At 61.2% G+C, this 14,566-nt stretch carries 9 protein-coding genes; 1 reads left to right on the top strand and 8 read right to left on the bottom strand.

All coding sequences use genetic code 11. The annotated features are described in order from the left end of the window. Positions 1-30 precede the first annotated feature (30 nt). The 6 genes from BI347_RS15355 to BI347_RS15330 all read right to left on the bottom strand — a co-directional run bounded on the left by BI347_RS15355 (position 31) and on the right by BI347_RS15330 (position 9,550). Positions 31-618, bottom strand: coding sequence for a hypothetical protein (locus tag BI347_RS15355; protein ID WP_239690894.1), 588 nt, complete (start codon positions 616-618; stop codon positions 31-33). A gap of 256 nt (positions 619-874) precedes the next feature. Next, positions 875-3,454, bottom strand: a complete 2,580-nt coding sequence (locus BI347_RS15350) for a TonB-dependent receptor plug domain-containing protein (RefSeq protein ID WP_071116249.1) — start codon at positions 3,452-3,454, stop codon at positions 875-877. A gap of 541 nt (positions 3,455-3,995) precedes the next feature. Beyond that, on the bottom strand, positions 3,996-5,699 hold the full coding sequence (locus tag BI347_RS15345; protein ID WP_071112317.1) for an ABC transporter ATP-binding protein: 1,704 nt from the start codon (positions 5,697-5,699) through the stop codon (positions 3,996-3,998). Between the two features lie 25 nt (positions 5,700-5,724). After that, complete coding sequence (locus tag BI347_RS15340) at positions 5,725-6,786, bottom strand: ABC transporter permease (protein ID WP_071116248.1); 1,062 nt, start codon at positions 6,784-6,786, stop codon at positions 5,725-5,727. A gap of 13 nt (positions 6,787-6,799) precedes the next feature. Then, positions 6,800-7,738 carry an ABC transporter permease gene (locus BI347_RS15335; protein WP_071116247.1) on the bottom strand — a complete coding sequence of 313 codons (939 nt, stop codon included), beginning with the start codon at positions 7,736-7,738 and terminating at the stop codon, positions 6,800-6,802. Between the two features lie 21 nt (positions 7,739-7,759). Continuing rightward, positions 7,760-9,550: an ABC transporter substrate-binding protein gene (locus tag BI347_RS15330; protein ID WP_071112315.1), complete on the bottom strand. Its 1,791-nt coding sequence runs from the start codon at positions 9,548-9,550 to the stop codon at positions 7,760-7,762. 199 nt (positions 9,551-9,749) lie between these two features. Here BI347_RS15330 and BI347_RS15325 point away from each other — a divergent pair, with 199 nt between their 5' ends. Beyond that, complete coding sequence (locus BI347_RS15325) at positions 9,750-10,202, top strand: hypothetical protein (RefSeq protein WP_071112314.1); 453 nt, start codon at positions 9,750-9,752, stop codon at positions 10,200-10,202. 41 nt (positions 10,203-10,243) lie between these two features. Here BI347_RS15325 and BI347_RS15320 read toward each other — a convergent pair whose 3' ends face one another. Beyond that, a complete protein-coding gene (locus BI347_RS15320; protein WP_071116246.1) occupies positions 10,244-13,369 on the bottom strand; it encodes an efflux RND transporter permease subunit in 3,126 nt (1,041 codons plus the stop codon). Between the two features lie 10 nt (positions 13,370-13,379). Further along, entirely contained in the window at positions 13,380-14,486 is a 1,107-nt protein-coding gene (locus tag BI347_RS15315) for an efflux RND transporter periplasmic adaptor subunit (protein ID WP_071112312.1), read from the bottom strand. Between the last annotated feature and the right edge of the window lie 80 nt (positions 14,487-14,566).

Below are 14,566 nucleotides of genomic sequence, written 5' to 3'. Positions count from 1 at the left end.
TACTCCTTTGTGTCTTGAGATGCCCTGGTCTTAGGAGCCAGAGTCGAGTTTGAAACCAAATTCCTGTTTCAGCTGGGAATTGGCCTGGCAGGTGTAGCCTTGCAATGCGGCGGTGATCGCCGACTTGAAGCTGCTGCGGTAGCGCGGCGGAATGCCGCCGTCGAAACCAATATTGCTGATGCCGCTGAACTTGCCGTCCGCGCCGACGCCGAACACCACCGTCACCACGCCCTGGACTTCGTCTTCCTGGGCCTTGCTCGGGTATTCCGGCGCTTCCAGATGGCTGCAGTTGGCCTTCGCCGAGATCGGACCCTTCGGCGCTTCCACCGCGGGCGCCGGCGTCGGCGCCGGTTGCGGCTTCGGATCCGACGTCACCGACTGGATCGCGTTCGCCGACTGCACCACCGGCGGCGGATTCACCACCGGCGGCACGTAGGCCTGCGGTTTCGGCGCCGCTGTCGGCTGCACCACTTTCTCGATCTTCGGCGGCGGCGGAGGGGGCGGCGGCGGCGGTTCGCTGATCACCGCCACTTCCACCTTCTGCTGGATCACCTTGACCACGCCCTGCGCCAGTCCGGTCACCAGCGCGTAGATCAGCACGGCATGGAATATGATCACCCCCGCCAAGCCGGCGAATCGTCGCCGGGGCGGAGGTCCTCCCACTCCTTTAGCTGTGATACTCGTCATATGGTTTACCCATTCCTTCAAAACCGGCGAGCCGGCCGCTTCGTCCTCATGAGCCGAACTGGCCATGCCCGCCGACGGATTACAACATCAAGATGCGGTGGAGCCGCATCCACTTGTTACCTACCGCTATGGGCTCGGCACCCATGACAGAATGCTATACCTATCGATTAAATACAATAGGCATAGGCTACAGTTTGTAGGATGTCTTGATAAAGAAGGCGCGGCCCACCGGATCGGTCAGCACCGGGTCAAACCCGTACTGGAACGACTTGGTCTGGTTGCTGAACGGCGGCTGCTGATCGAACAGGTTTTTCACCCCGGCAGTCAACGTCAGCCTCTTCTTCCAGACATAGCTGCCCGACAGGTTCCAGTTGGAATAGGAACGAACGCTGTGATTTTCATCATTCGGATTCATGTCGGTATACCCGGAGGAATAGTTCTGCACCAGCGTGCCCCCCCACGACCCTCTGGACCAATTGAATGCCAGGCTATGCTTCCAACGCAATGTCGGCAGCATGATGTTCTGATACCAACCACCCAGGGGGCTGAAATAGGCGCCGCCTTTCTCCAACTGCTGCACGTATTTGGAGGTGTAGGTCCCATCCAGATTGATGCCGAAGTCGCCAAGAGATGTTCTGGGCAAGCGGAACGCCAGACTGACATCCACGCCGGCGGCACTCAGGTTCCCCAAATTCTCGGTCGGCGTCTTGACATAATCCAGGGAACCATCCGGATTACGCACAAAACGGTCGGCATACTTGCTTGGATTCGCGAAAATGGCTCCGGGATCCAGTGTGCCTATGCTGTTTTGCACCATGGTCCACCAGAAATCGGCGCTGGCGGTCACCGACTTCACCGGCTCGATCACCAAGCCAAATGTCAGCGAGGAGGCTTTTTCCGCTGCCAAGCTTCGGCTACCGCCCTGCAGCACCATGAATTGCTGATTGCAATCTTGGGGTTTGTTGCCGCCATTTGCCGGAACCCCGCCTGGGCAGCGCACTGGATCGTTGAACTTGTCGGCGCTATAGGTTTGGGAGTCCGGCATGAATACGTCGTAGAGCGAAGGCGCACGAAAGCCCTTGCTGGCAGAGCCGCGGAACAACACGTTCTCCACCGGCTGGTACTTGAAGGCGACTTTGGGATTGAAGGAATTGCCAAAATCGTTGTAATGGTCGAAACGAGTCGCCACCTGGAAATCCAGGCCCTTCAACACAGGAATTTCAGCCTCGGCATACAATGCCGAAACATTGCGCTGACCCGAAGTGGACTGGGAGTTGGCGATGCCAGAGCCGATTGCGTTCCTCGCCACGGCCTGGATCTGGCTGTCCAGCTTTTCATGGCGCACCTCGGCGCCGATCGCGGTTGCCAGCATGCCGGCCGGCAAGGCGATGATCTCCTTGCTGGCCTTGAAGTCCGCCAGAGCGGTCGTGTACTTGGCGATCCAGCCATCGCCGGACAGCTTCACACTATCCCACGCGCCGGGATCGGAAGGGCCAAACGGATTGATGATGCCATTCTTGAACGCATTGCGTATCAAGGTTTCATTGGCGTAGCCGCTTTGGTAATTGATAGTGGTCTTGTTTTCCGAGTAGATGGCTCCAGTCCGGTAATCCCAACCGCCCAGCAAGCCCTCGGCATTGAACGCGACCCGCTGCGTGTCGGACGTGCTCTTGGTGGTGCGCGGCCCCAGCGGAACCGAACGCGCGTTCAAGACCACCGGGCTGCCATCCGTCGGCGTGCCATTCGGCAAGGTGGTCGGGTAATACTTGTCACCTGCCGTCAACGTAACGATCTTGGCCAGGGGAGTCGGTGATATCTGGGTTGTGCTGATATTGCGGGCGCCCATGTACTGCAAGGACAAGGTGTGGTCGCCAATCTGCTTGGTCGCTTTGGCCGTGGCCGTCCACTGCTCTACCTCCGGCGTCAGGTCCATAAACAGAGTGGACATCTCTCCGCAAGAATTGCCGTCCAGCGGTTGGGCATAGGGCGGCTGGCAATTCGGCGCGGCAGGATTGTAGCCCACTCCCTTATAGATGAAGTTTGAGGGGAATACCGAACCGCTGAGATTGTCAGCCGTCAGGTTTTTATAAGCGTAATCCCGCTGCAAGGTAGTAATGCGCTGAGTCTTTTGATAGGCCAGCGAACCATAGACATTCCAGCCATCCTCAGCCAAATTGCCAACGCCGCCAATCAGACTGAGGTTGCCTGTATTCCCTCCCTTGTGTTCGGTGGAAACCATCTCCCCGCCGATCGTCAGCCCGGAAAACGATTTCTTGGTGATGAAATTGATCACACCGCCAATGGCATCGGTGCCATAAATCGCGGACGCGCCATCACGCAGCACTTCGATGCGCTCGATGACCGACAACGGTATCGCATTCAAATCAGTCGCATAGCCGCTGATAGCCTGGCTCGCCACTCTGCGTCCATCCAGCAAAACCAATGTGTACTGGGAGCCCAGCCCTCGCAGGCTGGCATAGGACGCACCGCCACTCACTGACTGCACCGAGGACGCTGAAACCAGGCCCGACTGGTTGCTTGCCAATGAATTAACCACCTGCTCGACCGTGGTAAAACCCTGTTTTGTGGCCTCCTCGGTGCGGATGATGGTCACCGGCAGAGCCTTCTCCTGTTTAATGCTGCGCTTGATGTTGGAGCCGGTCACTTCAACCCGATCCAGCTCTCCGCTGCCCTCAGCAAGCGCCTGAGGCGCATGCGCGCCAATGCCTATCAACGCCAGCGCCACCGCTAGCTGTGTTCTTTTCATCACGGAACTCTCCTTCACTCTATTTCCCAAGCCCTGTCTGCCAATTCGCATGCTGGCCTTACAGGAGGTGCGGACCATGCCCAATGCATGAGCAGGTCTTGTTTCGAGTGTGTGAAGAATTCACTAAAATCGTCAATATTTGTAAAGATGCGTCACGGTCTGTCATAAAAAACATGCCTGAATATCCCCGCTCTCAAGCCAGCGCCACGCCACTCAAATGACATGAAAAGGTGGAGGCGAGCAAAAAATCCCTGGCAACTGGCTCACACAGCCATCAGCAGATCATCAATATGCATAACGTCGCCTTCCAAACATCAGATGTCGTTATTAGTGAAGTTTTGTTGTTTTTTTACAAAAATAACTGCCACAGGCTCATATGAAAATTTATGACTTCCTTATTAAATGAGTAATTCTCATCAATGTCATGAGTGCGAACGGATGGCCAGCTTACAGTTCCGCCCCTTCCATGCTTACCCGATACCTGAACCACAAACAAAAACCGGCCCACCCGGGCCGGTTTTCACTTCGGATAAACGACGCTTCAGGCCGGTGCCAGCGCCGCGCTCCAACCCTGCGGAATCGCTCCCAGCAACTTCTTGGTGTAGCTGTCCTGCGGCGAACGGTAGATCACGTCCGCGTCCGCCTGCTCCACCACCTGCCCCTTGTTCATCACCAGCACCTGGTCCGAGATGTGCTTCACCACCGCCAGATCATGCGAAATGAACAGATAGGACAGCTTGAACTCGTCCTGCAGGTCCTGCAGCAAATTCAGCACCTGCGCCTGCACCGACACGTCCAAGGCCGACACCGATTCGTCGCAGATCAGCACTTCCGGCTTCAGCGTCAGGCAGCGCGCGATCGCGATACGCTGGCGCTGGCCGCCCGAGAACTCGTGCGGGTACTTGGCCAGCGCGCCCGCCGGCAGCCCCACCTTGTCCAGCAGCTCCTGCGCCAGCTTGCGCCGCCCGCCGCCATCCTGGCCGATACCGTGCAGCAACATCGGCTCGGTCAGGATCTGCTCCACCGTGAAGCGCGGGTTCAACGACGCGTACGGGTTCTGGAAGATGATCTGGATGCGCCGCTTGTAGGCGTGGAACGCCTTGGCGCTCATCCCCATCAGGTCCTGGCCGTGGAACAGCGCCTTGCCCGCCGTCGCCTGGTGCAGCCGCACCAGCGTCAGGCCCACCGTGGTCTTGCCGGAACCGGACTCGCCGACGATGCCCAGCGTCTTGCCGCGCGCCAGCTTGAACGACACGTCCTTCACCGCGTGGAACTGGCGCTTGCCGAACAGGCCTTCGCGGATGTCGAAGCTCTTGCACAGCCCTTGCACGTCCAGCACGATTTCGTCGCCGGCGGCATAGCCGCGTGTCCTTTCGGCCGGCTCCACATAGCCGCCCGGCCGCAGGAAATCGTCGATCACCGCCAGCCGCTCGGGGCGGCGGTCCAGGTGCGGCCGGCACGACAGCAGCGCCTTGGTGTAGGCGTCCTGCGGGTTTTCGAAGATCTGCTTCACCGTGCCCTGCTCGCGGATTTCGCCGTGGCGCATCACGATCACTTCGTCGGCGAATTCGCCCACCACCCCCAGGTCGTGGGTGATGAACAGCACCGACATGCCGTGCTTCTTCTGCAGGTCGGCAATCAGTTGCAGGATCTGCTTCTGGATGGTGACGTCCAGCGCGGTGGTCGGCTCGTCGGCGATCAGGAGCTTGGGTTCGCAGGCGATGGCGATGGCGATCATCACCCGCTGCTGCTGGCCGCCGGACAGCTCGTGCGGGTAGGCCTTCACCCGCTTCTCCGGTTCCGGCAGGCCCACTTCGCGCAGCAGCTCCACCGCGCGCTTCCACGCCGCGGAGCGCGACAGGCCGGCGTGCAGCGTCAGCGTCTCGACGATCTGCTCGCCGACGCTGAATACCGGATTGAGCGAGCTCATCGGCTCCTGGAAGATCATCGCGATGTCCTTGCCGCGCAGCCGGCGCAGCTCGCCGCGCGACAATTGCAGCAGGTTGCGGCCCTGGAACAGCAGCTCGGACGCTGGGTCGATCTCGCTGGCCTGCGGCGGCAGCAGCTGCATGATGGCCATCGAGGTGACCGACTTGCCGGAGCCGGACTCGCCCACCAGCGCCACGGTGCGGTGGGCGGGAATGTCGAAGCTGACGCCCTTGAGCGCCTCGAAGCGGCCGCCGTCTTCCTGGCGGAAGCGCACCTTCAGGTTGCGCACGGATAGCAGGGTTTCTGTGTTATTCATTTTGCAGTTCTCCTCTTGCCGCCGCTTACTTGGCCACCGCGCGCGGATCCAGCGCGTCGCGCAGCGCATCCACCAGCAGGCTGAAAGCCGTCACCAGCACCGACATCGCAATCGTCACCGCCAGCATCTGCCACCAGTAGCCCTGGATCAGTTCGCTCGGCGCCTCGGCCAACATCGAGCCCAGGCTCACTTCGCGCACGCCCACGCCGAAGCCAAGGAATGACAGGATGGCTTCATACTTGATCAAGGCCACGGTCAGCAGCGAAAACTGCACCAGCAGCAGGTGGGAGATATTGGGCAGGATGTGGATGAACATCTTGCGGCCGCTGCCGGCGCCGATGGCGTCGGCGGCTTGCACGTACTCGCGGCCTTTCAGCTTCAGGTATTCCGCGCGCACCAAACGGTAGGTGCCGGTCCAACTGGTCAGCGCCATCACCGAGATGATGGTGGTGATGCCGCGGCCGGACACCGCGGCAAACGACAGCAGCAGCAGCATGTCCGGCACCGAGGTGAAGATGCTGTAGAACCAGTTGAGGAAGTCATCCGCCTTGCCGCCGAAATAACCGGACACCGCGCCCAGCGCGCAACCGATCAGCAGTGAGAACACCGCGCCGAACACGCCGACAAACAGCGAGGTGGATGTGCCCTTCAGCGTCTTCTGAATCACGTCCCGACCTTGCAGGTCACCGCCGAATGGCAGGCGCTCCAGCCTGGCCGGACTGTGATCAACGTATTCGCCGACATGTTTTTCCGCAGCCGCCAACTCCTTGCCGATAGGATCTTCAGCCCGGCTCAGCGCGATAACCGGCGCAGCGGCAAGCTGTTTCGCCGCCGGCTCCGGCGGCAGCACATCATCCGGAGATTCCTGAACCCAGTTCGGCGGCGCATAAGGCACGCCGACCTCGTCCGCCCAATGGCCACCCACCAGGTTCAGCCCGCCGCCAATGCCGATGACCAGATAAACCAGCACCACCCACAGCGAGGCCAAGCCCACCTTGTTGCGCTTCAATCTTTGCCAGCCCAGCGCCCACAGGCTGCGGGACGGCGCTGCCGGCGCGGCGCCGGCGGTATTCTGCAATGTCGTCATTTGTCTCTCCCGCTCACTTCAGCTGCACGCGTGGGTCAATCCACTTGTAGACCAGGTCTCCCAGCAGATTGAATACCATGGTGGCGATGGCGATATAGATGGTGATGGCCTTGATCACCGGAAAGTCGCTCTTGTTGACCGCCTGGATCACCTCGTTGCCCATGCCGGGAATGCCGAAGAAGCTCTCCAGCACCAGCGCGCCCAGCAGCAGATAAGGCAGCGACATCATCAGGCTGGTGACCACCGGGATCATCGCGTTGCGCAGCACATGCTTGAGCATGATGCGGCTCTCCGACAGACCTTTGGCGCGCGCGGTGCGGACGTAGTCCTGCCCCAGCTCTTCGACAAAGAAGCTGCGGTAGAAACGGATGTCCGGCCCCAGCGACACCATCAGTCCCATCAGCAGCGGCAGCGGCACATACAGGAATAGATTGGTCCAGAAGGAATCCCCCCAGCCGCGCACCGGAAACAGGCCCAGCTTGAAGCCCAGAAAGAACTGGCCGGCGATGATGTAGATCAGCGCGCTGATCGACATGGCGATGGTGCAGGAGATGGTGACGATATGGTCGGTGAGGCCGCCGCGGAAATAGGCGACCAGCGCCGCCAACGGAATGGCGATCAGCATGTCGACCACCAGCATGGCACTGGTCAGCGTCAGCGACGGCCCGATACGGCTGCCGATGACGTCGGATACCGGCTGTTGGGTGGACCAGGAAGTGCCAAAATCAAAGGTGGCCACCTGTTTGACAAACAGCCAGAACTGCTCGGGCAGGGACTTGTCCAGGCCAAGTTGGGCGCGGATATGGGCCAACACATCGGCGGACAGGTGCTTGCCGGCGAGCACCAGCGAAGGATCGCCGCCCACCAGGGTGAACAAGACGAAAACCAGCAGCATCACCCCGAACAGAGTCGGGATCATTTGCAACAGCCGGCGGATGATGAATGCGGACATAGTGTTCTCCTCGCTTGCCGCTTATTTCTGCACGTCAAGGAAGCGCCAGATGGCGTTGAAGTTGGGATGCACCTTGAAACCGCGCACCCAGGGCTGGGCCACGCCGTTGGTGTAGCGGATGTCGCTGAAGACCCATGGCGTATCCGCCACCACCAGCTTGTTCATCTGATCGTACAGGCGGTTGCGCTCCGGCCCATCCGGCAGGACTCGCGACTTCACATACAGGCTGTCGTAGCGGCTTGACTGATAGCAGGCATAATTGGAGCCGCCGGTGTTCGGGCCATACAACAACTGCATGAAGTCATCGCCATCCGGATAATCCGCGCCCCATGCGCCGCCAGCCAGGCCATACTTGCATTCGCGCAGCGCCTTGACCTGCTCGTTCCACTGCATCACGCGGAAGTTGATCCTCAGCTTGATGCGGTCAAACGCCTTTTGCCAGTACTCGTTCCACTGCTTGTCTATCGCGGTGGGGCCGGTCAGATAGTCGACGGTGAAAGGCTTGCCATCCGGGCGGTTGCGGTAGCCGTCCGCGCCGATCTTGTAACCGAACTGGTCCAGCAGGGCATTGGCCAGCGCGGGGTTGTAAGGATAGGCGGCGCGGAAATCCGGGTTATGCCCGGAAACATTTGGCGGAATGATGTATTGCACCGGCAACGCCTGGCCGCGCCGGATGTCGCGTATGGTTTCACTCTGATCGAAAGCCATGGCGATGGCGCGACGCAAGGCGATTCTATCCTTGCCGTAGCCGCCCACCACCGGGTCTTGCATATTGAAGGCATAGAAGGTGATGCCTTCTTCCAGGCTGCGGCTCAGCTGCACGCCCTTGTCCCGCAACTCCGCCCTCAGCTCCGCGCGCGTTGAATCCTTCGGGTCCAGACGCAAAACCTGTCGGATCAACGGCTGGGGAATGCTGGGATTGCCGCTCAGCACATCCAGCTCTCCGCTCTTGAACGCAAGCCAGGTTGGCTGCTCCTCCTCGATCACCGAAATGTCGATGCGGTCGATCTGCGGATAGCGCTTGCCATTCATCTGGCTGGCGATCTTGCGGCCCAGCGCGTCGCTTCCAGCCTGGTAGCGGAAGGTTTCCTGGCGGAAATTGGGATTGCGCACCAGGGTCATGTGATTGCCCGGTTTCCACTCCGACAACATATAGGGGCCGGTGCCCACCGGATGGGCGTTGGTATTGTCGCCATAGGCCTCGATGACTTCGCGCGCCTGGCCTTCGACCCAACTGCCGGCCAAAACATAGGGCAGCGACGGGAACGGTTCCTTGAACCTCAGTTGCAGGGTATAGCGGTCCAGCGTTTTGACGCCCTCCACCACCGTGTCGTAGTTCAGCCCGCCCTTGCCGGCTTTTTTCACCAACTCGTCCAGCCCGACCAATTTGCCGGTGAAAGTGTCGCTTATCGGCGAAGCCACCAGAGGGTCGGACAGACGCTTGATGGTGTAGACATAGTCGGCGGCGGTCAGCTCGCGCTTCTTGCCCTTGAAGGCCGGATCCGGCGCGAAATAGATGCCCTTCTTCAAATGGAAGGTGTAGGTCTTGCCACCGTCGCTGACGGTGGGCATCGAAGTCACCACGTTGGGGATGACCTTTACCGGCCGCGCCAGGTAGTCGAAGGTCAGCAGCGGATCATAGATATGCTCGATCACCGCCGCGGAATAGACGTCCGAAATCTTGGCCGGATCGAAACCCGTCTCCGGCGCGTTGAAAGTGGCATGCAGCACCTTCTCCGCGGCTGCCGCATGAAGCGGCGCCATGCTCCCCCAGACCATCAGTGCCGCCACAATGGGCTTTCTCAGGCACATAGTCGTTTCTCCTTTGTTTTTTTCGTCGGAGCCGGTCGGCGAGGAAGCTGTCGATCTGATGTCGCATGGCACTCCCCTCGCCGCCTGCCACCTGCTGCACAAGCTTGTTAACACAAACCAAACACTGCCAGAACCTTAACGATTGACATCGGGCAGGGCTGACAGCATCGTAAAATAAAAGCCTGAACATGAAATCGCCATGAACGGACAGACCGAAACCATCGACATCAAGACCATCTGTCGGCAACATGGCCTGAGCCAACGCCCAGACTGCGAGGAAACGAAAATGAAGACCGTCACCACCATCTTGCTGCTGGCAGCCAGCCTGCTGGCCGGCTGCGCCACCCAGCAGGGCTATGCCCAGAAGGTCAACCATTGGCAAGGACGCGACGTCAACGAACTGCTGGCTGCCTGGGGCACGCCCACCAGCCAGATGACCATGCCCAATGGCAAGCAGCTTTATACCTACCGCAGCGCTTACAGCCAGGACATGCCTATCCAGGGCGGCGGCTTCTACCACCCCTGGGGCATCAACGGCGGTGGTTCGGTCTACTACAGCTGCACCACCAACTTTGTCGCCGACCCGGCCAGCCATACGGTTGAATCGGTCAGTTTCGACGGCAACGACTGCATCGCGCCCGTACGCAAATGAACTTGGCATCATGACAGACGCCGGCCAAGCCGGCGCCTGTCTTACTTACCGCTTTCAGCCTTCAATACCAGCGGTTCTTTCTTCCTCCCGCCCAGGAGCCTGCGGATGCGGACGCGCAGGCTGTCCAGATAGGTGTAGACCACCGGTACCACGATCAGCGTCAGCAAGGTGGAAGTCGCCAGGCCGCCGATGATGGCGTGCGCCATCGGCCGGTTGGTTTCCGAGCCATCGCCGGTGCCCAGAGCCAGCGGCAACATGCCGAAGATCATCGCCAGGCTGGTCATCATGATGGGCCGCAGCCTCACCCGCCCCGCCTCCGCTATCGCCGCGGTCCGCTCCATGCCCTCTTCCCGGCAACGGTTGATGAAATCCACCAGCAGAATGCCGTTCTTGGCCACCAGGCCCATCAACATGATGATGCCGATGATGGAGAACATGTTCAGCGTGGAACCCCACAGGAACAGCGCGACAAACACCCCGCCGAAAGCCAGCGGCAACGCCACCATGATGGTCACCGGCATGGTAAAGCTGCGGAACTGCGCCGCCAGAATCAGATAGATGAAAATGACCCCCAGCCCCAGCGCCCGCAGCGCGTTGCCGATGGTTTCGTCCATGTCCTTTTGCTGGCCGCGCCGCACCAACTGCACATCCTGCGGCAGCTGCATGCTCTCCAGCAGCTTGTTGACATCGGACATCGCCGAACTGACGTCGCGGCCCTCGACGTTGGCCATGATGCTGATCTCGCGCATCATATTGGTGCGCTTGATCTGGCGCGGACTGATGCCCTGCCGGGTTTCAATCAGCGACGACAGCGGCACCATCTGCGACGCGCCGTTCTCATCGCGGTTGCCCGCCACTTTCAGCTGATCCAGCAATTCCTGGCGGCGCTCGTCCTTGGGCACGCGCAGCCGCACATCGTAATTGTCGCCGTCCGGCGCCTCCCAGGTGGTCACCACATTGCCGGCCAGCAGCGTCGACAACAGATTGCCCACCCGGTTGAGATCCACGCCCAACCCAAGCGCGGCATCGCGCTTCAGGCTGAGGCTGATTGAGGGGTCGCCTTCGGTCAGGTTGGATTCAATGTCCTTCACGCCCTTGAGCTTGGGAAGCCTGGCCATGATGTCGCGCGACACCCGGACCAGCTCGACCAGATTGGAACCGCGCAGGCCGATGAAAATCGGCTTGCCCTGCTGCTCGTCATTGGCCACCGCCTTGATCAGCACGCCGGCCACCGGCTGCACCCGCTTGCGCGCGTCGGCGATCACGTCGTTCAGGCTGCGCTTGCGCAGATGCTTGTCGCCGATGTCGAGCGTCAGCGTGCCATCGTTCTTGCCGGCGCCGAAATTGCCCGCGCCCACATCCAGCGAAACCGTGCGGATTTCCTTGATGCCCGACAGCGCCTGCGCCAGCTCCCGGCCCTTGACGGTGGTGTATTCCAGCGAGGAACCCGGGGCGGTCTGGTAGATCACGTTGAACTTGCCGCTGTCGCGCACCGGAATAAACTCGCCGCCTATCATCGGCACCAGCAGAAAGCTGCCGGCCGTAACGCCCAAGGCCAGCAGCAGCACGGTCTTGCGATGTCCCAGCACCCAGTGGATCACCCTGACATAGCGTTCGGACAAGCCATCCAGCGACGACTCGAACCAGTCCAGCATCCTCCCCAGCGGGCCGCGGTGCTTGTCGCCGTGATGATGCGGATCGTGCCAGATCGACGACAGCATCGGGTCCAGCGAAAAACTGACGAACATCGAGATCAGCACCGCCACCGCCACCGTCAGGCCGAACTGGTGGAAGAAGCGGCCGATGATGCCGCTCATGAAGCCTACCGGCAGGAACACCGCCACCACGGTCAGCGTGGTGGCCAGCACCGCCAGGCCGATTTCATTGGTGCCGTCGAGCGCCGCCTGGTAATGGCTTTTCCCAAGCGCGGCGTGGCGGACGATGTTCTCGCGCACCACGATGGCGTCGTCTATCAACAGGCCGATGGACAGGGACAGCGCCAGCAGCGTCAGGATGTTCAGCGTGAAACCCATCAACTGCATGGCGAACAGCGTGCCCACCAGCGCCACCGGCAGCGTCAGGCCGGTGATCACCGTGCTGCGCCAGCTGCCCAAAAACAGGAACACGATCAGAATGGTGAGGCCGGCGCCCTCCAGCAACATGGACTCCACGCTGTCCAGCGCCTTTTTGACGTCTTCGGCCGAATCATAGGTGTAGCGCAATACCGTTCCGGCCGGCATGCGCGGCTTGAACTCCTGCAGCAGCTTCTTCACGCCGGCAGCCACCGCCACCTCGTTGGCGCCGCGCGCCGCCTTGATGTCTATGCCCAGACCTGGCTGGCCGTCGATCAAGGACACGCTGTCCTGCTCGGCCTCGGTATCGGCCACGGTGGCGATGTCGTCCAGCCGGATCGGCGTGCCGTTGCGGTAGCCTACGGCCAGCGCGGCGAAGTCGTCGGCGGACTTGAGCTTGCCCGACACCCGGATCGCCCACTCCTTGTGCGCGGTGGACACGTTGCCGGCCGGGAAATCCTGGTTGGCCGCCTTGATGGCGTCGGCTACATCGCTGAGCGACAGCCCCGAACCCTCCAGCCGCACCGGATCGATGTCGATGCGGATCTCGCGCTTCACCGCGCCGATCAGGCTGACATCGCCGACGCCCTCCACCATCTGCAGCCGCTTCTTCAGCACATTCTCCGCCCAACTGCTCAGCTCGCGCGGCCGGGTCTGGCTGGAAGTCAGCGCCAGCGACAGCATCGGCTTGTCGTTGGGGTCCACCTGCGACACCGACGGCGTGCCGATCTCGCGGCGGAACTGGCCCTGCACGCCAGCCACCTTGTCGCGCACGTTCTGCACCGCGACGACGGGGTCGACCGACAACTCGAACTCCGCCACCACCACCGAGTTGCCCTCGGAGGAATAGGAGCGGATTTCCTTGATGCCGCTGACGGTGTTGAGCGCCTCCTCCAGCGGCTTGCTCACTTCGCTTTCCACCACTTCGGGCGAAGCGCCGGAATAACTGGTATCGACAACCGCCATCGGCAAGCGGACGTCCGGCATTTCCTCCACCGCCAACTTTTGCCAGGAAAACAGCCCCAGCACCATCAGCGTCATCATCAACACGGCGGCGAAGTACGGATTGCGTACGCTAACTCGGGTCAACCACATGGTCCGCCCCTCAGGCCTGGCCGCCAGGCAGGCCGACTGCGTCGCCCACCTTGCTGCCCAAAAGTTCGCCCACAATCACATGGGTGCCGGCGGCGATGCCGCCCACCGCCACCTGGCGCTCGTTTTCGGCGCGCAGCTGCAACGTAACCGGTCGCTTCGCCAACCGGCCTTTTTCCGCCACCATCACCCAGGGCTGGCTGTCGATATCGCGCACCGCGGACAGCGGCACCACCACCTGGTCTTTCACTTCGCGCAGCACCACGCCGCCCTTGGCGAATTGGCCGACCTTCAACTGGCCGGATGGGTTCTGCACCCGGATGAACAAGGTGAAGCTGCGAGTGCCGGGGATGGCCACCGGATTGATGCGCACCACTTCGCCATGCTGCAAGTCGCTGCGGCCATCCACGCTGAAGCTAGCGCCCATGCCCACCTTAGCCTGCGCGACCAGGCGCGAGGGCACGGTAGCGGCGATCTCAAGCACCGACAGGTTGGCGATGGAAAACAGCTTCATATTGCGGCTGGCCGCCTCGCCCGGATTGACCTTGCGCTCGAACACCACGCCGTCTATCGGCGACTTGACCTGGGTATCCTGTAGCAGGCGCTTGGCGCGCGCCACTTGCGAAGCCTGGGCGCGCAGCTCGCCCTCCTTCACCCGGTAATCGCTTTCCAGCTCGTCATAGGCTATCTGGGAGATGAAGCCCTTGCCCAACAGCTCGCGCTGCTTGTCCAGCTTGACCTTGGCCAGCCGCAGCCGCGACTTGGTGTTATCCAATTGGGCGTTCTGCTCTTCCACCGACTGGCCCAGCGCCTCGGCGTCCAGCACCGCCAGCACCTGACCGCGCCGCACCGCCTCGCCCTCGCGCACCCTCACCTCGCGCACATTGGCGTCCACCTCCGCCGCCACCGCACTGCTGCTCAGGGCAGTCAGGGAGCCGGTGAAAGGAATAGTGGCCGCCAGCGGCTGGATTTGCGCCTTGATCACATCGGCGCTGGACAAGCTGCGCGCCACCGGCGCCGACGCATTCTTGCCGGAGGCGTGCTTATCGGCGCCATCGCTCTTGCTGCAAGCGGCAAGCGGCAAAAGGAGAAGGGCTATCAGACAAAGACGTGTGTTCATGTGTGTTTTATTCCCGCTGCAGGCATCGCGGCCAGCATCCGGTTTAGCATTTATTGGGACAGTCGGAGGATAACACCCCT

It is taken from the genome of Chromobacterium sphagni, from assembly GCF_001855575.1.
Taxonomy (GTDB): Bacteria; Pseudomonadota; Gammaproteobacteria; order Burkholderiales; family Chromobacteriaceae; genus Chromobacterium; species Chromobacterium sphagni.
Note: the sequence above shows the minus strand (reverse complement) of the source record. Positions and strands in the feature narration are given on the sequence as shown.

Excerpts from the sequence above, each read along its gene's own strand:
- BI347_RS15330 (WP_071112315.1), bottom strand. The coding sequence starts at position 9,550 with ATGTGCCTGAGAAAGCCCATTGTGGCGGCACTGATGGTCTGGGGGAGC.
- BI347_RS15335 (WP_071116247.1), bottom strand. The coding sequence starts at position 7,738 with ATGTCCGCATTCATCATCCGCCGGCTGTTGCAAATGATCCCGACTCTG.
- BI347_RS15325 (WP_071112314.1), top strand. The coding sequence starts at position 9,750 with ATGAACGGACAGACCGAAACCATCGACATCAAGACCATCTGTCGGCAA.
- BI347_RS15350 (WP_071116249.1), bottom strand. The coding sequence starts at position 3,454 with ATGAAAAGAACACAGCTAGCGGTGGCGCTGGCGTTGATAGGCATTGGC.
- BI347_RS15345 (WP_071112317.1), bottom strand. The coding sequence starts at position 5,699 with ATGAATAACACAGAAACCCTGCTATCCGTGCGCAACCTGAAGGTGCGC.
- BI347_RS15320 (WP_071116246.1), bottom strand. The coding sequence starts at position 13,369 with ATGTGGTTGACCCGAGTTAGCGTACGCAATCCGTACTTCGCCGCCGTG.
- BI347_RS15315 (WP_071112312.1), bottom strand. The coding sequence starts at position 14,486 with ATGAACACACGTCTTTGTCTGATAGCCCTTCTCCTTTTGCCGCTTGCC.
- BI347_RS15340 (WP_071116248.1), bottom strand. The coding sequence starts at position 6,786 with ATGACGACATTGCAGAATACCGCCGGCGCCGCGCCGGCAGCGCCGTCC.